The organism is Vibrio sp. 10N.247.311.14 (assembly GCF_041467715.1).
Lineage (GTDB): Bacteria > Pseudomonadota > Gammaproteobacteria > Enterobacterales > Vibrionaceae > Vibrio > Vibrio crassostreae_C.
In genome coordinates this window covers 42,272-61,209 of the sequence record NZ_JBFSVE010000032.1, presented here as the reverse complement: position 1 = coordinate 61,209, position 18,938 = coordinate 42,272, and the positions used below count along the sequence as shown (strand labels likewise).

Annotated in this window: 16 protein-coding genes and 1 tRNA gene; 9 read left to right on the top strand and 8 right to left on the bottom strand. The window is 44.9% G+C overall.

What is annotated here, in order from left to right; genetic code table 11:
• Positions 1–108: 108 nt before the first annotated feature.
• From AB6F11_RS13230 to folB, 3 genes are read right to left on the bottom strand one after another with little or no spacing between them, the layout of a single operon-like run.
• The gene (locus AB6F11_RS13230; protein ID WP_010434624.1) at positions 109–912 is read right to left on the bottom strand and encodes an undecaprenyl-diphosphate phosphatase; all 804 of its coding nucleotides are present in this window, start codon (positions 910–912) and stop codon (positions 109–111) included.
• A 15-nt stretch (positions 913–927) separates the two neighbouring features.
• Positions 928–1,410 (bottom strand): 2-amino-4-hydroxy-6-hydroxymethyldihydropteridine diphosphokinase, encoded by a 483-nt coding sequence (gene folK, locus AB6F11_RS13225; protein WP_102393661.1) that lies wholly within the window; start codon positions 1,408–1,410, stop codon positions 928–930.
• Positions 1,407–1,766, bottom strand: coding sequence for a dihydroneopterin aldolase (gene folB, locus AB6F11_RS13220; protein WP_004735969.1), 360 nt, complete (start codon positions 1,764–1,766; stop codon positions 1,407–1,409). The genes folK and folB overlap by 4 nt, the downstream gene beginning before the upstream one ends.
• A 138-nt stretch (positions 1,767–1,904) precedes the next feature.
• Here folB and plsY point away from each other — a divergent pair, with 138 nt between their 5' ends.
• Positions 1,905–2,501, top strand: coding sequence for a glycerol-3-phosphate 1-O-acyltransferase PlsY (gene plsY / locus AB6F11_RS13215; protein WP_009847793.1), 597 nt, complete (start codon positions 1,905–1,907; stop codon positions 2,499–2,501).
• 43 nt (positions 2,502–2,544) lie between these two features.
• Here plsY and AB6F11_RS13210 read toward each other — a convergent pair whose 3' ends face one another.
• Complete coding sequence (locus AB6F11_RS13210) at positions 2,545–3,360, bottom strand: alpha/beta fold hydrolase (RefSeq protein ID WP_017061411.1); 816 nt, start codon at positions 3,358–3,360, stop codon at positions 2,545–2,547.
• A 106-nt stretch (positions 3,361–3,466) separates the two neighbouring features.
• Positions 3,467–4,483, bottom strand: a complete 1,017-nt coding sequence (gene tsaD, locus AB6F11_RS13205; RefSeq protein WP_017061410.1) for a tRNA (adenosine(37)-N6)-threonylcarbamoyltransferase complex transferase subunit TsaD — start codon at positions 4,481–4,483, stop codon at positions 3,467–3,469.
• 258 nt (positions 4,484–4,741) lie between these two features.
• Between tsaD and rpsU the strand changes: the two genes are divergently transcribed.
• From rpsU to AB6F11_RS13175, 6 genes are all read left to right on the top strand, one after another.
• Positions 4,742–4,957: a 30S ribosomal protein S21 gene (rpsU, locus tag AB6F11_RS13200; RefSeq protein WP_004396009.1), complete on the top strand. Its 216-nt coding sequence runs from the start codon at positions 4,742–4,744 to the stop codon at positions 4,955–4,957.
• A gap of 25 nt (positions 4,958–4,982) precedes the next feature.
• The gene (locus AB6F11_RS13195) at positions 4,983–5,426 is read left to right on the top strand and encodes a GatB/YqeY domain-containing protein (RefSeq protein ID WP_017069475.1); all 444 of its coding nucleotides are present in this window, start codon (positions 4,983–4,985) and stop codon (positions 5,424–5,426) included.
• Positions 5,427–5,545: 119 nt separating this feature from the next.
• Positions 5,546–7,297: a DNA primase gene (dnaG, locus tag AB6F11_RS13190; RefSeq protein ID WP_102393662.1), complete on the top strand. Its 1,752-nt coding sequence runs from the start codon at positions 5,546–5,548 to the stop codon at positions 7,295–7,297.
• Positions 7,298–7,396: 99 nt separating this feature from the next.
• Entirely contained in the window at positions 7,397–9,241 is a 1,845-nt protein-coding gene (gene rpoD / locus AB6F11_RS13185; RefSeq protein WP_017061407.1) for an RNA polymerase sigma factor RpoD, read from the top strand.
• 163 nt (positions 9,242–9,404) lie between these two features.
• Positions 9,405–9,480: transfer RNA gene (locus AB6F11_RS13180), tRNA-Ile, on the top strand.
• A gap of 204 nt (positions 9,481–9,684) precedes the next feature.
• On the top strand, positions 9,685–10,953 hold the full coding sequence (locus AB6F11_RS13175; RefSeq protein WP_102393663.1) for an O-acetylhomoserine aminocarboxypropyltransferase/cysteine synthase family protein: 1,269 nt from the start codon (positions 9,685–9,687) through the stop codon (positions 10,951–10,953).
• Positions 10,954–11,055: 102 nt separating this feature from the next.
• Here the strand turns inward: AB6F11_RS13175 and glmS are convergent, their stop codons facing one another.
• Positions 11,056–12,888 (bottom strand): glutamine--fructose-6-phosphate transaminase (isomerizing), encoded by a 1,833-nt coding sequence (gene glmS, locus AB6F11_RS13170; protein ID WP_017061405.1) that lies wholly within the window; start codon positions 12,886–12,888, stop codon positions 11,056–11,058.
• 107 nt (positions 12,889–12,995) lie between these two features.
• Positions 12,996–13,766 carry a DeoR/GlpR family DNA-binding transcription regulator gene (locus AB6F11_RS13165; RefSeq protein WP_017061404.1) on the bottom strand — a complete coding sequence of 257 codons (771 nt, stop codon included), beginning with the start codon at positions 13,764–13,766 and terminating at the stop codon, positions 12,996–12,998.
• Positions 13,767–14,195: 429 nt separating this feature from the next.
• Between AB6F11_RS13165 and pykF the strand changes: the two genes are divergently transcribed.
• Together pykF and AB6F11_RS13155 are read left to right on the top strand one after the other, a co-directional pair.
• Positions 14,196–15,608 carry a pyruvate kinase PykF gene (gene pykF, locus AB6F11_RS13160; RefSeq protein WP_017061403.1) on the top strand — a complete coding sequence of 471 codons (1,413 nt, stop codon included), beginning with the start codon at positions 14,196–14,198 and terminating at the stop codon, positions 15,606–15,608.
• A gap of 176 nt (positions 15,609–15,784) precedes the next feature.
• Complete coding sequence (locus tag AB6F11_RS13155) at positions 15,785–16,456, top strand: GntR family transcriptional regulator (RefSeq protein ID WP_080582236.1); 672 nt, start codon at positions 15,785–15,787, stop codon at positions 16,454–16,456.
• Between the two features lie 582 nt (positions 16,457–17,038).
• Here the strand turns inward: AB6F11_RS13155 and AB6F11_RS13150 are convergent.
• On the bottom strand, positions 17,039–18,922 hold the full coding sequence (locus tag AB6F11_RS13150; RefSeq protein WP_017068819.1) for a diguanylate cyclase: 1,884 nt from the start codon (positions 18,920–18,922) through the stop codon (positions 17,039–17,041).
• Positions 18,923–18,938 lie beyond the last annotated feature (16 nt).

The window sequence follows — 18,938 nt, the reverse complement described above, 5'->3', positions numbered from 1 at the left end:
TTTGGACATAAAAAGACCCCCAATAATTGGTGTCCAACTATTGGGGGTCAGTTCAGTTAAGCGGGCCTTTTGTTTCAATTCTTACAGCGAGACCGTTGCCTGTGTCTGTTACTGCATCATTAAGAAAGCAAACAGACCACAACCTAGAATCAGGCGGTAGATAACGAACGGTGTCATGCCCATACGAGAGATAAGCTTCAAGAAAAAGTGGATACAGATGTAAGCACTGATGAAAGACACCGCAACGCCCGTTAGCAAAGTGCCAACATGGATTGGATCACCGCTTGTCACCAACTTAAGACCTAAATAACCACCAGCCAGAGTGATGATTGGGATAGACATCAAGAAAGAGAATCGAGCCGCCGCTTCACGTGTGAAACCAAGGTAAAGCGCCGCGGTAATGGTTGCGCCAGAACGAGACGTGCCCGGAATGATCGCCATTGCTTGAGCAAGACCAATAAACAGCGCCTTTTTCCAACCCGCTTGGTATTCGTCATCGCGCAGGCTTGAGTTCTTGTCCACCCACCATAACAATAGACCAAAGATAATCGTTGTCGTCGCGATCACCCACGCACTGCGTAAGTAAAGCTCAACAATATCTTTCATCAACAAGCCAAAGATACACGCAGGAATCGTCGCGAGAATGATCATCCACGCTAACTTCGCTTCTTTACTACGATCACCTTTAAACACTGAACCAAAGAATGCGCTCAACAGAGAGACCACTTCTTTACGGAAATAGATAACAACAGCTGCCAAAGTACCAACGTGGACAGCGACATCAAAAGCCAAACCTTGATCTTCCCAGCCTAAAACAGCTGAAGGAAGGATTAGGTGTGCAGAACTGGAAATAGGTAAAAACTCTGTAAAGCCTTGCACCAACGCCAATATAAACGCTTCAAAATAACTCATTACTTACCTTAAAAATTATAGTTTTATATCTACGACAGAGAGCGAGTCTAATTGCTGCATCTTCTGCCATATTTCACTGACGGTTCTTCCGTCTTGCGGGATCACTCGCGCAGGACAAAGATCATAAAGCGGCTGTGTTACAAAAGGATATTTGTAGATATCACTGCGTGGTAATTCTGGTTCACACTCAGAAACCTCCTCTCCAAACAGCACAATATCAAGATCGAGTTTTCGATCTTGTAGTTTGTGCGCATCTTGAGAGCGACCCCATTTAAACTCAATTTTACGCAGATGCTGTGAAAATTCAGTCAATGAGAGTGACGTGTCGAGCTCTATCACAAAGTTATAAAACGGATGGCTATTAAAACCCACGGGCTCACAGTGATAGATTTTAGAGCATTTAAGGTTAGTCCCTAACGATTGAAGCTCTGTCCATGCCACCCTTGCATGCTTGTCGCGGTCTATGTTCGTGCCAACACCAACATAGGCTACTGTCATGCTTGACCTCGTTCGATGATCACACCAACGGCTTTTGCTTGTGGCACTGCGCCAGGTTTAGCCAATCGGATTTTAATCCACGGCACAGAGAATTGAGTCATGATCAATTCAGCAACTTCTTCAGCCACACGTTCTACGAGTAGGAATCGGCCATTCGCAATATGGTCAAGCACGGCTGTACTCACTGTCGAGTAATCCAAAGCATCAACCACATCATCACTCTTACCCGCTGGGCGGTTGTCATGAGCCATTTCAATATCAAGCACAAGTTTTTGTTTAATCTCTTGTTCCCAATCGTAAACACCGATCGTTGTAATTACTTCTAGCTGTTCAATGAAAACTTTATCCAGTGCCATGACTTGTCCTTTTAGAGGTCGGATACCCATATAGGGGAAAAAAACGTATTATTTGCGTAATTCGAGATATGATATCAATTACTCTTGGATTGAGCATTATTTTCCCATCGTTAGGCTTATAACCGTTTAAGGAAAGACATGACCCCATTGGCACTAATCATGATCATTGCAGCCTATTTGCTAGGTTCAATCTCTAGTGCGGTCTTGATATGCCGAGTCTTAAGACTTCCCGATCCAAGAACGGTAGGCTCCAATAACCCGGGCGCCACCAATGTACTGCGTGTTGGCGGTAAAGGCGCAGCTGCTGCCGTCCTCCTATGTGACATGCTGAAAGGCACTATCCCTGTCTGGCTTGGCTACTACCTCAAGATCGACCCAATTATTTTAGGGGTTGTCGCAATTGCGGCGTGTCTTGGCCATATGTATCCAATCTTCTTCCACTTCAAAGGTGGTAAAGGCGTGGCAACCGCACTCGGCGCTATCGCCCCAATAGGGTTCGATCTAACCGGAATGATCATGGCGACTTGGTTAGTGGTCGCGTTTTTGTTTCGTTACTCTTCTTTAGCTGCACTGGTTACTGTGCTACTTGCCCCTTTCTACGCTTGGTTAGTCAAACCTCAATACACACTGCCTGTAGCCATGTTGTGTTGTTTGATCGTGTTGCGTCACCATCAGAATATCCGCCGCCTACTCGATGGCAGCGAACCAAAACTCGGACAAAAAAAATCGGCTTAAACTGTCACGTCTAAGCCGAACCATAATATTCAGTATTTAAAGCTTATAGCAGATGTTTATCTAAAAACGTCTTCAGCATTGTGTTCACAAACTCTGGTTGCTCTAACGAGCTAATATGACCTGCGCCAGGAATCACCACTAATTCACTGCCCGTAATGCAATCGTGCATTAGGTATGACTCAAGTACCGGACGTGGTTTATCTTCTTGTCCTACAGCAATCAAAACAGGCAGAGCAAAGTTCTCTACCGATTCAATCATATCGCGACGTCCAAACACCATTCGACCAATTCGTGCCACTTCTTCAGCGTTGTCGCCCTCAAGAGCTGATAACTGCTGAGTAAACCCTTCCACTAAAGCTGGCGTGTTGGTTTGCGTATCATTAGCGAAGAACAGTGGAACAACCGCTTCAACAATTGGCTGAGGAACCGTCTTGGTTTGAGTGATGGTATCTAACATGCTGAAGTACTTTGCGTGAGCAACTTCTGGTTCTAAACCCACAAAAGTATCCATTAGAACCAAAGACTTAATACGTGCAGGTGCAAGTTCCGCTAACTCAGTCCCCCACATACCGCCAACCGATAAGCCAACCACTGAGAATTCTTCGATCTCTAAATGATCAAGCAGAGCCAAAACGTGCTGAGCGTAATCTTTCAAGTTACGCATCGAAGTGGGTGCTGCTTGAGATTCACCATGAGACCAAAGCTCTGGAACAATACAGCGATACTGAGTTTTTAACGCTTCGATCTGCGGCTTCCACATTGCACTATCCCAAAGGTAGCTGTGGCCGAGTACAACAACAGGGCCTTGACCTTCATCTAGGTACGCCATCGATTGATTGTCTACTGTGAACTTGTTCATTTTCTTCCCTAATCTCTATCAGCAATTATTTATCGACATACAGTCGGTAAGCTAGGATATAAAAACGGCCGCACAAGGCGACCGTTTATCGAAACACTATAGTCAATTACGCAATTGGCTCTAGCTGGTCAATAGGCCAACGCGGTGTGGCATGAACAGACAAATCAGCCGTTTCGCCATTCTTTAGGCGCTGCATGCCCGCATAAGCGATCATCGCACCATTATCTGTACAGAATTCTGTGCGTGGGTAGTACACCTCACCACCGACTTTCTTAGCAAGAGCTTCAAGCTCAACACGCAGTTGTTTGTTGGCACTTACACCGCCAGCAATCACTATACGTTTCATGCCCGTTTCAACCAAGGCTCGCTTACACTTGATTACTAAGGTTGCACAAACAGCTTCTTGGAATGCATAAGCGATATCAGCGCGAGTTTGGTCATCATTATCGTTATCGCGAATGGTATTCGCTGCGAACGTCTTCAAACCAGAAAAGCTCATATCTAGACCCGGACGATCGGTCATTGGACGCGGGAACTTAAAACGACCCGGAGTGCCTTTTTCCGCCAAACGAGATAACAGTGGACCACCAGGGTAATCTAAGCCCATCAGTTTCGCGGTTTTATCAAACGCTTCACCCGCTGCATCATCAATCGATTCACCAAGGATTCGGTATTCACCAATACCTTTCACTTCTACCATCATGGTATGGCCGCCAGAAACCAGCAGAGCCACAAATGGGAATGGTGGTGGGTTATCTTCTAGCATTGGCGCAAGAAGGTGACCTTCCATATGGTGAACAGGCACTGCAGGCACTCCCCACGCATAAGCAATACTGCGACCAATCGTTGCACCAACCAGCAGTGCACCCACTAAACCAGGGCCAGCCGTGTAAGCCACACCATCAATGTCTTTCGACGTTAGGTTCGCTTCAGCTAATGCCGCTTTAATAAGAGGAATTGTTTTTTTCACGTGGTCACGTGAAGCTAGCTCAGGTACCACACCACCGTAATCGGCGTGCAGCTTTACTTGGCTATATAATTGATGAGAAAGCAGCCCTTGCTCATCATCATAAATCGCGATTCCTGTTTCATCACAAGAGGTTTCAATACCAATAATGCGCATAATTTTCTCGGCACGCTTTCGTCTAAAATGGGAAATTAGCGCAATATTACCCTGCCTAAGCTCTTCAAACAAATATTGTACAGACTATAATCGACAAAGTGCTTTACAAAGCCACTGTGATCGGATTAAAATTCCGCACCATTTTTGATCAAGCTGGTTAATGGCCAAACGCGAATAGAGAGTTAGCTCGATGGGTAACTTCTCTGATTTGGTACTGAGTAGCCAGCGATAATGAATAACCCCTGAGGTGAAAGGCATATGCCAATAGTTAAAGTACGTGAAAACGAACCGTTCGACGTTGCACTACGTCGTTTCAAGCGCTCTTGTGAAAAAGCAGGTATCCTTTCTGAAGTTCGCCGTCGCGAGCACTACGAAAAGCCAACTACAGTTCGCAAACGCGCTAAAGCAGCAGCTCAAAAGCGTCACGCTAAGAAGCTAGCTCGCGAAAACGCACGTCGCGTTCGCCTGTACTAATAACTTAATCCATAAGGACTGAGTTATGGCTCTTATTGAACAACTCAAAGAAGAGCAAAAATTAGCGATGAAAGCCAAGGACAAACCGCGCCTTGGCACTATCCGCTTAGCTCTTTCAGCAATTAAGCAACGTGAAGTTGACGAACGGATCACTCTGAACGACGACGACATTCTTGCTGTATTAGTTAAAATGGTTAAGCAACGTCGCGATTCTGTTGCTCAATATGAATCAGCAAATCGTCAAGATCTTGCTGACGTGGAAAAAGCAGAAATTACGGTACTTGAAGGCTTTATGCCTCAACCGCTAACTGATGAAGAAGTTATTGCACTACTTGATAGCGCAATCGCCGAAGCTCAACCAGCGGGCATGCAAGACATGGGTAAAGTAATGGCTATCTTGAAACCACAAATTCAAGGGCGTGCAGATATGGGGAAAGTTAGTGGTTTAGTTCGTTCTAAACTCGCTTAATCCCAAATCAAATTGCAACAAGCCGTGCAATCCTTCGGAACGCACGGCTTGTTTGTATCTGTAACCTATTCAAACTATTATTATCCACACTCTCAGTTAGTGCATTTTTCTAAGGTTTTATGGCAGGACACATCCCGCGTAGTTTCATCGATGATCTCCTAGCGCGTCTCGACATTGTCGACATTGTGGACGCACGCGTGAAACTTAAGAAAAAAGGCAAAAACTATGGTGCTTGTTGCCCATTCCACAACGAAAAGACCCCTTCTTTTAGCGTAAGCCAAGAAAAACAGTTTTATCACTGCTTTGGTTGTGGCGTACACGGTAATGCTATCGACTTCATTATGGAGTTCGAACGTCTCGATTTTGTTGAAGCTATTGAAGAGCTAGCCTCTTTCTTAGGGCTCGATGTTCCTAGAGAGCAACGTAGCGGCGAGATATCAACAGCACCAAGAGCCAACAGCGAACAAAAACGTAACCTCTACGATTTGATGGGCGGCATCAGTAATTTTTACCGCTCTCAACTGAAAATATCAGCCAACAAACCTGCGATTGATTACCTAAAGAATCGTGGCCTTTCGGGCGAGATCGTCCAGAAGTTTGGCATTGGTTATGTGGCCGATGAGTGGGACTTAGTTCGTAAGAACTTTGGCCAACAGAAAGAAGCCCAAGACATGCTCGTAACTGGCGGCATGTTAATTGAGAACGATAAAGGTAACCGATACGACCGATTCCGTGGACGCGTAATGTTCCCAATTCGTGATCGTCGTGGCCGTGTGATTGGTTTTGGTGGTCGTGTATTAGAAGACGGCACACCAAAATACCTCAACTCACCAGAAACGCCTATCTTCCATAAAGGTAAAGAGCTTTACGGCCTTTATGAAGTGCTGCAAGCCTACCGTGAACCGCCGCAAATACTTGTGGTTGAAGGTTACATGGATGTCGTGGCACTCGCGCAATATGGTGTCGATTACTCAGTAGCATCACTGGGCACCTCGACAACCGGCGACCATGTTCAAATGTTGTTCCGTCAAACCAGCACTGTGGTTTGTTGTTACGATGGTGACCGAGCAGGTAAAGAGGCCGCATGGCGCGCACTAGAAAACGCACTTGAGTATCTCAAAACCGGTAACACGCTTAAGTTTCTATTCTTGCCCGACGGTGAAGATCCAGACAGCTATATTAGAGAGCATGGCAAAGCCGCTTTTGAACAGCTGGTCCACAATGCGACGCCGCTTTCGACCTATTTGTTCGATAACCTGATTGAAATACACAAGTTAAACTTGGGAACAACCGAAGGGAAATCAGCACTGCGTGCACACGCCAGCGCCTTGATTAATAAAATCCCTGACAGTTACTTCCAAGAATTGCTCGAAAAACTGCTCGATGAGCGAACTGGATTTGATAACCAATTGAGACGTGCGCGTGTTCATACACAGAACCCGACACCTCAACCACATAAAGAGCTGAAGCGCACTCCAATGCGTGAAGTTATCGCTTTGCTTATCCAAAATCCGAGCTATGCTGATATGGTACCGGATTTATCAAGTGTCAAAGGCTTACAATTGCCTGGGCTAAGTTTATTCATCGAAGTACTTGATAAATGCCACGAGCATCCCCATATCAACACAGGCCAATTATTAGAGCATTGGCGACACAATAAACATGAGGCTCTTCTGTCTCGTCTCGCGAGCTGGGAAATCCCCCTCGACGAAGACAATCAAGAAGACATATTTTTAGACTCATTGGACAATATACTTGCCCAGTGCGTTGAAAAACAAATTGAAAACCTGCAGGCCAAAGCAAGAAGCGTCGGTTTATCAGCCGAAGAAAAAAGGGAGCTACTAGCTTTAATGCTAGATCTAAAAGCGTAACCCTGTTTGATTAGTCAGCATTTAATAAATTTGTTAACATAATTGGTTTGCATTTGAGAATGCAACGTCCTTCACCAGACCTGAAGTTGGATATCATCTATGGATCAAAATCCGCAGTCACAGCTTAAATTACTTGTTATTAAAGGCAAGGAACAAGGCTATCTGACCTACGCCGAAGTAAACGACCACCTACCTGCAGAAATCGTGGATTCTGAACAGGTAGAAGACATCATTCAAATGATTAACGACATGGGTATCAAGGTAGTTGAAACTGCACCTGATGCTGATGATCTAGCACTTAATGATGACGATGCCAATATAGATGAAGATGCAGCCGAAGCTGCAGCTGCTGCGCTTTCAAGCGTAGAAAGCGAGATTGGCCGTACTACTGACCCAGTTCGTATGTACATGCGTGAAATGGGTACAGTTGAACTACTGACTCGTGAAGGCGAAATCGACATTGCGAAGCGTATTGAAGATGGTATCAATACAGTTCAACTATCGGTTGCTGAGTACCCAGGCACTATTCCATACATCTTGGAACAGTTTGACCGCGTACAAGCAGAAGAGATTCGCTTAACAGACCTAATCAATGGCTTTGTTGACCCAGACGACGATGGCACAGCTGCGCCAACGGCGACTCACATCGGTTCAGAACTTGCTGAAACTGATCTGGAAGACGAAGACAAAGAAGACGCTGAAGACGACGAGGAAGAGGAAGAAGAAGATACAGGTATCGATCCTGAGCTTGCTCTTGAGAAGTTCACAGCGCTTCGTACTAGCTACCAGAACCGTCAGCTAGCGATCAACGAGTACGGCCATGAAAGCCCGAAAGCAACGCTTGCAACGACAATGATGCAAGACGTATTCAAAGAGTTCCGTCTAACACCAAAACAGTTTGATTACCTAGTAAACGAACTGCGTAACTCTATGGATCGCGTACGTACTCAAGAACGTCTAATCATGCGTCAAACGGTTGAGTACGGCAAAATGCCGAAGAAATCTTTCATTGCTCTATTTACTGGTAACGAATCTAGCGAAGCATGGTTGGATGAAGTTCTTGCTTCAGACAAGCCATACGCAGAAAAGATTAAACGTAACGAGCACGACATCCGTCGCTCTATCCAAAAACTGGATATGATCGAACGTGAAACGTCTCTTACTGTTCAAAGCATCAAAGATATCAGCCGTCGCATGTCTATCGGTGAAGCGAAAGCTCGTCGTGCGAAGAAAGAGATGGTTGAAGCGAACTTACGTCTAGTAATCTCGATTGCTAAGAAGTACACAAACCGTGGTCTACAATTCCTGGATCTAATCCAAGAAGGTAACATCGGTCTGATGAAAGCGGTAGATAAGTTTGAATACCGTCGTGGTTACAAGTTCTCTACTTACGCTACTTGGTGGATCCGTCAAGCAATCACTCGTTCGATTGCCGACCAAGCTCGTACTATCCGTATTCCGGTTCACATGATCGAAACGATCAACAAACTAAACCGTATCTCTCGTCAAATGCTACAAGAGATGGGTCGTGAACCACTGCCGGAAGAACTGGCTGAACGCATGCAAATGCCTGAAGACAAGATCCGTAAAGTACTGAAAATCGCTAAAGAGCCAATCTCAATGGAGACACCAATCGGTGACGACGAAGATTCGCACCTAGGTGATTTCATCGAGGATACAACGCTAGAACTTCCTTTAGACTCTGCAACGGCAACCAGCCTACGCGGTGCAACTAAAGACGTTCTTGCTGGCCTAACACCTCGTGAAGCTAAAGTACTGCGTATGCGTTTCGGTATCGACATGAACACTGACCACACTCTTGAAGAAGTGGGCAAGCAGTTCGACGTAACTCGTGAACGTATCCGTCAGATCGAAGCAAAAGCACTGCGTAAACTTCGTCACCCAAGCCGCTCAGAAACTCTGCGTAGCTTCCTAGACGAGTAATCACACACTTTAGTGCGGTTAGCTTTTAAGCATAAATAAGAAAAGGTGAGCGTTGGCTCACCTTTTTTTTATCCGTGTGATTTAAGTGGCTAAGATGTAAGCGGAATTGCCCCTTATAGTGTCTAGACACCACTGAATGCTTCCCCTATAATCTATGCCCTACGGCCCCTTAGCTCAGTGGTTAGAGCGCACGACTCATAATCGTTCGGTCCCCAGTTCAAATCTGGGAGGGGCCACCAAATTAGAAAAGCCAGAACAGTTCATGCTGCTCTGGCTTTTTGCTTTTCTAAATCTGTACAACTTACGCCCTGCATTTCCTAACCAATAACGAATCATCCCGCACACAATTCCAATTGCCTCTCTGTGACTAAACATACTTTTCTTTTATAAAAAAATCGGCAATATGAGTGTACACAAATCATTCAATAGTTCAGGGAAGAAACATGAAAGACGAAACACTCTCGATTCACTTCGGCTACGAAACTGATCCAACAACCAAATCGGTTGCCACACCTATTTACCAAACCGTCGCTTACGAATTCGATGACGCACAACATGGCGCCGACCTGTTTAACCTTGCGGTGCCAGGTAATATCTACACACGGATAATGAATCCAACCAATGATGTGTTAGAAAAACGCATGGCAGCCTTAGAAGGGGGGATTGCAGGCTTAGTGGTAAGTGCGGGCAGTGCTGCGATCAACTACGCGATTCAGACGTTGGCGCAAATCGGTGACAACATTGTCTCAACGCCTCAGCTTTACGGTGGTACTTACACCCTATTTGCTCACATGTTGCCAAACCAAGGAATTGAAGTTCGTTTTGCTAAAGACGACAAACCAGAAAGCTTAGCGGCACTGATCGATGAAAAAACCAAGGCGATTTACTGTGAAAGTATTGGTAACCCTGCTGGTAATATCATCGACTTAGAACGTGTTGCAGAACTTGCCCACGCACAAGGAGTGCCTGTGATTGTTGATAACACGGTGGCGACGCCTGTACTGTGTAAACCTATCGATTTTGGTGCTGACATCGTGGTGCACTCACTAACCAAATACGTGGGTGGTCACGGTACAACGTTAGGTGGCGTGATTGTCGATTCAGGAAAATTCCCATGGGCAGAGCACAAAGAGCGCTTCCCTGTTTTTAATCAGCCAGAGCCTTCTTATCATGGCGTGGTTTATACCGAGGCATTTGGTGAGGCTGCGTTTATTGGTCGAGCTAGAACGGTTCCCCTACGTAATACAGGTGCAGCACTGTCGCCAATGAATGCTTTCATGTTGATGCAAGGCTTGGAGACATTGTCGTTACGTATGGAGCGACACACAGAGAATGCCTTGAAAGTGGCAGAATACCTCAGCCAACACGAAAAAGTCAGTTGGGTAAGCTACGCTGGTCTGCCTAGCTCAGAATTCTACCCGCTTGCTGAAAAATACATGCAGGGTAAGCCATCGGCTATTCTATCTTTTGGTTTAAAAGACGGTTATGAAGCCGGTGTTCGCTTCTATGATGCACTGCAAATCTTCAAGCGCTTAGTTAACATTGGCGATGCGAAATCTCTCGCTTGTCACCCAGCTTCGACGACACACCGTCAACTAAGCGAAGCTGAACAGAAACAAGCCGGTGTATCACCGGAGATGATTCGCCTATCAGTAGGTATCGAGCACATTGACGATATCTTGGCTGACCTAGAGCAAGCACTGAGCGCTTAATGACGCTACAGCTAGCTCTAACACTGATCGTTAACTAACAGACATAAAAAAGCCCATCACAGGATGGGCTTCTTATTATCTATATCTTAGGTAAGCTGTCGATTACTCAACTGTTACCGCTTTCGCTAGGTTACGAGGTTGGTCAACGTCGGTACCTTTTATTAGTGCGACATGGTAAGACAGCAGCTGCATCGGTACTGTGTAGTAGATAGGCGCTGTTACTTCACTTACGTGAGGCATCTTGATGATCTTCATGTTCTCATCGCTTTCAAAGCCCGCATCTTCATCAGCGAATACGTAAAGTAGACCGCCACGAGCACGCACTTCTTCAACGTTCGATTTCAGCTTCTCTAGCAAGTCGTTGCTTGGTGCAATAACGACTACAGGCATATCTGCATCGATAAGAGCCAAAGGACCGTGCTTAAGCTCACCAGCTGCGTATGCTTCTGCGTGGATGTAAGAGATCTCTTTCAGTTTAAGAGACGCTTCCATCGCGATTGGGTAGAACTCACCACGACCCAAGAACAGTGTGTGATGCTTATCAGCAAAATCAGGTGCCAGTGCTTCAATTTCTTTATCGAACGCTAATGCTTTCTCGATATCAGCAGGCAGTTGGTGAAGTGCTTGAACGATTTCCGCTTCTTTTTCTTCATTGATACGACCTTGTAGACGACCAATTGACGTTACCATCATCAGCATCGCTGCTAGTTGAGTTGTGAAAGCTTTAGTAGAAGCAACACCGATCTCTGTTCCTGCGCGAGTCATGAAGGCAAAATCAGATTCACGAACCAGTGAAGAACCCGCAACGTTACAGATAGTCATTGCAGACATATAACCCTTCTCTTTTGCAAGACGAAGTGCAGCAAGCGTATCCGCAGTTTCACCAGATTGAGACAGAGTCACCAATAGGCTGTTCGGACGAACAACGAAATCACGGTAACGGAATTCAGAAGCAATCTCTACGTCACAGCTTACGCCAGCTAGAGATTCAAACCAGTAACGCGCTGCCATGCCTGAGTTGTAAGACGTACCACATGCGATGATCTGCACGTGTTCAACCTTGCTTAGGATCTCTTCAGCTTTAACGCCGATCGCGTTAGTGATAACCGAAGTGTCAGAGATACGGCCTTCCATTGTATTGATCAGCGCTGTTGGCTGCTCGAAGATCTCTTTCTGCATGAAGTGGCGGTATTGACCTTTGTCACCTGCGTCGTGTTCAGCGTTTGACTCAACGATTTCACGCTCAACACGCTCACCCGCTACATCAAATACCGTAACATCACGACGAGTTACCTCAGCAACATCACCTTCTTCTAGGTACATGAAGCGACGAGTTACGCTCAGTAGCGCCAGTTGATCAGAAGCAAGGAAGTTCTCGCCGACACCAAAACCGATAACGATCGGGCTACCAGAACGAGCTACAACGATACGGCTAGGATCTTTACGATCAACCGCAACCGTGCCGTACGCACCGTCTAATTGTTTTGCTGTTTTCTGTAGCGCTTCAACCAAAGAAGCTGAAGTGCGAAGTTCCCACTCAACTAAGTGAGCAATAACTTCTGTATCCGTTTGTGAAGTAAATACGTAACCACGCTCTTGCAGCATAGCGCGCAGTGCTTCGTGGTTTTCGATAATGCCATTGTGTACAACGGCAATATCACCAGACATGTGTGGGTGTGCGTTCGCTTCAGACGGCTCACCGTGTGTCGCCCAACGTGTATGAGCGATACCTGTACCACCAATCACTTGTTGCTCTTCTACTGCGTCAGCTAGCTCTTGTACTTTACCTAGGCGGCGTACACGAGTTAGGTTAGATTCAGTATCGACTACAGCGACACCAGCTGAATCGTAGCCACGGTATTCTAGACGACGAAGGCCTTCTACTAAAATTTCAGCTACATCACGCTGTGCTACTGCACCAACAATTCCACACATAGTTTCACTCCATCAATTTTGTTTTATTCCTATTGGCAGCAAGCAAAGGCCAAATCTTCATTAAGATCAATTATAGGAAGGTAAATGCATAATACTTAAATTTGTTTTTACGCTGGATCGGTCAGGATCACTCGAACATCATGTGATTCGATACTTGCTTTGGATTCTTCGCCTAAGTCTGTATCGGTAATTAAGATGTCAATGTGTTCCCATGCCAGCTCTAAGTTCGGGATCTTTCGTCCCACCTTTTCCGACTCAACCATCACGATCACTTCTCGTGACACTTCAGCCATTACTTTGCTCAGGCCAACCAGTTCGTTAAACGTGGTTGTGCCTCTATCGAGGTCGATACCATCAGCCCCAATAAATAGTTGGTCAAAATCGTAAGCACGAAGTACCGACTCTGCAACTTTGCCTTGGAAAGAGTCCGAATGGGTATCCCAAGTGCCGCCAGTCATTAATAACGTCGGCTCGCTTTCAAGCTCATTAAGCGCATTAGCAACGTGCAATGAGTTGGTCATAACAACCAAGCCACGCTTAGCATTAAGCTGCTGAATTAGAGCACCGGTCGTACTGCCACTATCGATCACGATGCGGTTATGGTCGCGAATTAAATCTGCAGCGGCTTTTGCCAATGAAATCTTTCGAGTCGAAACTTGTTGACCCAGCTCTTCGTTGACAACCTCTTTCGGTAACGAAATCGCACCACCATAACGGCGTAAAAGCTGACCGTTTTTCTCTAAAGACGCCAAGTCCTTTCTAATAGTGACTTCTGAGGTTTCGAACTTAGCGGATAATTCATCAACACTAACCTCCCCTTTTTCATTCACTAGGTTAGAAATTGCATGTCTTCTGAGTTGGGTGTTTCGTTTCGACATTTAAAAAAGGCCACTAAGTTTCGATGTGAAACATATTATAGTTACAACGAAACTATTTAGTCCATTTATTTTGATCCAAAAAATTAATAAATAGCGATAAAACCTTGTCCTAAGACAATTGTTAAGCAGTGATATTGAACTCATTAGGTGGTAGAATCCGCACCCGAAAAGAAAAAAAATTACAAAACTGACTGTTATTTTTTTGCAACTTACCCCCTATATAGTGGGGTAAGTCACAGAAAACCGATATTGAATCAAAATCTTTTAGTCATAAAATGACTAAAATTGATGAAAGACTTACAACTCTGAAGGACATATTGGAAGTCCCGCGCTTTTACACAACAGGCACAAAATGTTGATGTAGCGGACCAATCTTCAGAACTTAAATAAATTTCAAATTGTAACAATACTTACCGGAGAGTACCTTCCATGAAAAAGACCAAAATCGTATGTACGATTGGCCCTAAAACTGAATCTGTAGAGAAGCTAACTGAACTAGTAGATGCTGGCATGAACGTTATGCGTCTTAACTTCTCTCACGGTGATTTCGCAGAGCACGGCACTCGTATCGCGAACTTCCGTAAAGTAATGGAAAACAAAGGTGAGCAACTTGCTATCCTTCTAGATACTAAAGGTCCAGAAATCCGTACTATCAAACTTGAAGATGGTAACGACGTAGATCTAGTAGCTGGTCAAGAGTTCACTTTCACAACTGACGCAACAGTTGTTGGTAACAAAGACGTAGTAGCAGTAACTTACCTAGGTTTCGCTAAAGACCTAACAGCAGGTAACACTATCCTTGTTGATGACGGCCTAATCGAAATGGAAGTTATCGCAACAACAGAAACTGAAGTTAAGTGTAAAGTTCTTAACAACGGTGCTCTAGGCGAAAACAAAGGTGTTAACCTTCCTGGCGTTTCTGTTCAACTTCCTGCTCTTTCTGAGAAAGACAAAGCTGACCTTAAGTTTGGTTGTGAGCAAGGCGTAGATTTCGTTGCTGCTTCTTTCATCCGTAAAGAAGAAGACGTTAAAGAAATCCGTGAGCTTCTAAACGCTAACGGCGGCGAGAACATCCACATCATTTCTAAGATTGAAAACCAAGAAGGTGTAGATAACTTCGATTCAATCCTTGAAGCTTCTGACGGCATCATGGTTGCTCGTGGTGACCTAGGTGTTGAAATCCCAGCTGAAGAAGTAATCTTCGCTCAGAAGATGATGATCGAGAAGTGTAACCGTGCACGTAAGATGGTTATCACTGCAACTCAAATGCTTGACTCTATGATCAGCAACCCACGTCCAACTCGTGCTGAAGCGGGTGACGTTGCGAACGCAATCATGGATGGTACTGATGCAGTAATGCTTTCTGGTGAAACTGCTAAAGGTAAGTACCCAGTTGAAGCTGTTACTATCATGGCTCAAATCGCGAACCGTACTGATTCAGCTCTTAAAGCTGAGCTAGGTTCTCGTCTAGACAGCCCACGTCTACGTATCACTGAAGCAGTATGTAAAGGCGCTGTAGACACAGCAGAGAAGCTAGCTGCTCCTCTAATCGTTGTTGCAACTGAAGGCGGTAAATCTGCACGTTCAGTACGTAAGTACTTCCCAACTGCAAACATCCTAGCTCTAACAACTAACGAAAAGACAGCTGCACAGCTAGTTCTTACTAAAGGTGTTAAGCCAGTTCTTGTTGACTCTATCGAGAACACAGACGCGTTCTACATCAACGGTAAAGAAATCGCTCTACAATCTGGCCTAGGTAACAAAGGCGACATCGTAGTTATGGTTTCTGGTGCTCTAGTAGCTTCTGGTACTACAAACACGGCATCTGTTCACGTTCTATAAGAATGAACCGATTCGCATAAAATATAAAAGAGGGCTTCGGCCCTCTTTTTTTATGAAACAAAATCTTGCCTAACTTTTCAGTACGCTGTATTATCAATCACAATAGAACTACGTACTGTTAACCTCCAACTGACTCTTTCTAAGAGACGGATTAGCAGACTAGAAATCATATATAGATGAGGTTTGTAATGTCTAGTCCTACGCTCACTGACAAAGTATCAAAGATGATTCGCCAAGATATTCTTAATGGTGAGTTAACCCCAGGCCAAAAGCTTGTTGTTGCTGATCTAAAAGCACGCTACAACGTTGGCGCATCCCCTATTCGCGAAGCCTTGGTACAGTTATCTTGGAGCAAATACGTAAAGCTAGAGCCACAAAAAGGCTGCTGGGTATCTCCTGTATCAAAGAAAGAACTGAATGACCTATACGAAAGCCTTCGTGTTGTATCATCGGTTCTGCTTAAAAAAGCGATTGCAGCAGGTGATGAGAGCTGGGAACTGGATGTACTAACGTCTTACCATAAACTATCGCGAGTACAGTACGTATCTGAAGAGTTTGACTGTGTAGAATGGGAAGAGCGCCACCAGCAATTCCATGTCGCACTGCTTGAAGGTGCAGATTCAGAGAACATGTTTAAGTTCTTTGATGACCTAATTAACCAAGTGAAACGTTACCGCTTCCTCGCTATGTCTGCAGAAAGCGCATCAGATGATCTGTTCAATATTGATGAACACGAAATGATCATGAAACTAGTACTGTCTAAGAATGTAGAACAAGCGACTGAACTGCTTGATCAACACCTGCTAGGTTCAATGAAACGAATTGAAGAAGTTATCGAAGCGGCATAACGCTAAAGTAGCTTCTAACCAAATAAAAACGGAGCCCAATGGCTCCGTTTTTTGTTTCCAGTATTACGACTGAACTACCACCCAAAAAACTCTTTGTGATGAGTATTGAGTAGCACAACCATAGGTAAAAAATACAAAGCACTCAATTGAAAGCCAAGAATGGCTAATGTGCCTATGGTTAACCTCACTAAAAAATCGACAAACATACCACGCCTCTTTTAACCAGACTGTATGATCCCCAAACTCTTGCTCCAGCTAACCTAATTCTACTGCTGCCTTTCAAACCATTGAAAAGGCTAGCTAATCAGTTGAATTAAGTTAACGGTGTCATCCTTTTACATCTGGTAAACACTCTATTTATTACACCGTTAAGCACGATGTAATCTGAAGCAAGGTAGTTTACTTATTGTTCATTTTAGCTCAAATTTCCACCAGCATTAGACTTTAGTCTAACTGTATAGATTTTGTGACATAGGTCGCTCAAAAGTGAGATTCCTAATAAAAAGAGGGGAAGGAAAAAGGAGTCGGGCCGCGACTTGAAGAGGTGAAGGAAATAGAAGACAGGACTAGATAGAAGCGAACCTAAGCGACATCATCGTAGCTAGGACACATAGAGACCGTATTACGACCAGACGATTTAGATTCGTAAAGCGCAACATCGGCACACTTGTATGAGCGAGTACTGTTACTTGTTAAATCAGTAAAGCCAACACTCACCGTTACCTTAGTTCCGGCTGCCAGTTCAATCTCTATTCGCAAGCGATCCAATACGCGCTTTGCTTCTGGCAGAGACGTGTGTGGCATCAAGAGTGCAAACTCTTCTCCTCCGACACGTGCAACAAAGTCCGTCCCACGAAGGCTATCTTGCAGAAGTTTAGCAACACCAGCGATCACACGGTCACCTTCGTCGTGGCCAAGCTCATCATTGATTCGCTTGAAGTTATCGATGTCCACCAAGGCTAAGCAGGTGGTCGCTTCGATCGGGTAACGCTCAACTAAGCGAGAATAGTAGGCCAGCTGCTCTTCGAATTTTCGTCGGTTCCAGAGATTACTCAAAGAGTCACGTTCACTTAAGATCCTCAAACGTACCTCAAGCTCCTTCCTTACGGAAATATCAACCAACGAGGTGATGTAGTAACTGACTTTGCCTGAATTGTTTTTGACCGCATGCACTCGCATGATCGCAGTAAAAGGAATACGCAGCTTGTTCTTACACTGAACCTCCCCTTCCCATACTTCTTCTTGCTCTAAATGACTCCAAATAGCCGAGCTTGAGAGCACTTGGTCGGTATTCTCAAGCAGCAACTGCAATGCATTTTGACCGATCACCTGTTTTTTGCAGTACCCAGTCATGTTCTCAAATTCGTTGTTGATCATCATTGTGCGGTGCTGCTTGTCAGAGATCATCACTGCCGACATACCATTCAATGCGGCGCGTGCCAATTTACTCTCTAGGCTTCGGCGTCGGCAGTGCGTCACCAGGTAAGCAAACGGGAAAGCGAATATCAGCACCGTAATCAGAACAATGATCTCTTCATGGGCCAAATCATCTAGATCACGCTCAGCCCGATCCATCAGTTGCTTTTGATTAAGTTGAATCAGTAAATGGACCTTTTGACTGTTCGCGAGCATAACCGTGTTAAAGGCAAACAAATTACCATCTTCAAAAACGTATCCCACCTGATCATTGGAGATCGCATCCCACGTCTTCGGCGCGATATTTTTCAGGTTATAGCCTTTTCTTTCAGGAATAGAGTCTCCGAACAACTTACCGCTGTTGTTACTCGCGATGAAGTAACCCGCGTCATTGAGAACTTCTGCTCTAAGATCGTTATCTGGTGAAAAGCTCAGACGCGACGATAAGCCCCATACATCAAGATTGATGACGAGGTAGCCTACTCTTTCGTCAGGGGTTTCTACTGGGGTAAAGACACGGATTACCGGCGAATAAGGGAAGGTGACTTCACCATGCTCAGTTTCAAGCTCAATACCCCAACCGCCAATCTGTTCGGCTTCTAGTTTTTGAGCGTATTGGAAGTAGTTAGAATCCGACCTATCTTGCAGCTGTTGAGGAAACGTCACTCTACCGGTATCAGAGGAATAGTTAACACGCACCAATTCTTTGCCAGTGACATCCAACAGATGGATTTGTGTATACCACTTCTGGTTCACGAGAACAGATTGCCAGACCTCTTCAAGTAGATGTTTGGTTTGGTCTGAGGGAGAAGAAGCAAAGTTAACCAAGCTCTGGCTATGACTGAGTAGCTCCATGACCGAGACTAACTGAGTCTTGAGAAGATCATAATCTCGCTTGGCATACACTAACTGATGAACGGCTTGCTTAGCCGAGTAGTCAAAGCTCTGCTGTTTTACTTCTTTGTAACGCTGCAAATAATACAGACATACTGCAGAAGACAATATGATAGAGATAATCAGCAATGTAATTATTGATTTTTTATTTCGCATTGCTAACTCAGATGAA

Excerpts from the sequence above, each read along its gene's own strand:
- AB6F11_RS13175 (WP_102393663.1), top strand. The coding sequence starts at position 9,685 with ATGAAAGACGAAACACTCTCGATTCACTTCGGCTACGAAACTGATCCA.
- AB6F11_RS13195 (WP_017069475.1), top strand. The coding sequence starts at position 4,983 with ATGGCTCTTATTGAACAACTCAAAGAAGAGCAAAAATTAGCGATGAAA.
- plsY (WP_009847793.1), top strand. The coding sequence starts at position 1,905 with ATGACCCCATTGGCACTAATCATGATCATTGCAGCCTATTTGCTAGGT.
- pykF (WP_017061403.1), top strand. The coding sequence starts at position 14,196 with ATGAAAAAGACCAAAATCGTATGTACGATTGGCCCTAAAACTGAATCT.
- glmS (WP_017061405.1), bottom strand. The coding sequence starts at position 12,888 with ATGTGTGGAATTGTTGGTGCAGTAGCACAGCGTGATGTAGCTGAAATT.
- rpoD (WP_017061407.1), top strand. The coding sequence starts at position 7,397 with ATGGATCAAAATCCGCAGTCACAGCTTAAATTACTTGTTATTAAAGGC.
- AB6F11_RS13165 (WP_017061404.1), bottom strand. The coding sequence starts at position 13,766 with ATGTCGAAACGAAACACCCAACTCAGAAGACATGCAATTTCTAACCTA.
- AB6F11_RS13230 (WP_010434624.1), bottom strand. The coding sequence starts at position 912 with ATGAGTTATTTTGAAGCGTTTATATTGGCGTTGGTGCAAGGCTTTACA.
- AB6F11_RS13155 (WP_080582236.1), top strand. The coding sequence starts at position 15,785 with ATGAGGTTTGTAATGTCTAGTCCTACGCTCACTGACAAAGTATCAAAG.
- dnaG (WP_102393662.1), top strand. The coding sequence starts at position 5,546 with ATGGCAGGACACATCCCGCGTAGTTTCATCGATGATCTCCTAGCGCGT.
- folK (WP_102393661.1), bottom strand. The coding sequence starts at position 1,410 with ATGACAGTAGCCTATGTTGGTGTTGGCACGAACATAGACCGCGACAAG.
- AB6F11_RS13150 (WP_017068819.1), bottom strand. The coding sequence starts at position 18,922 with ATGCGAAATAAAAAATCAATAATTACATTGCTGATTATCTCTATCATA.
- folB (WP_004735969.1), bottom strand. The coding sequence starts at position 1,766 with ATGGCACTGGATAAAGTTTTCATTGAACAGCTAGAAGTAATTACAACG.
- tsaD (WP_017061410.1), bottom strand. The coding sequence starts at position 4,483 with ATGCGCATTATTGGTATTGAAACCTCTTGTGATGAAACAGGAATCGCG.
- rpsU (WP_004396009.1), top strand. The coding sequence starts at position 4,742 with ATGCCAATAGTTAAAGTACGTGAAAACGAACCGTTCGACGTTGCACTA.
- AB6F11_RS13210 (WP_017061411.1), bottom strand. The coding sequence starts at position 3,360 with ATGAACAAGTTCACAGTAGACAATCAATCGATGGCGTACCTAGATGAA.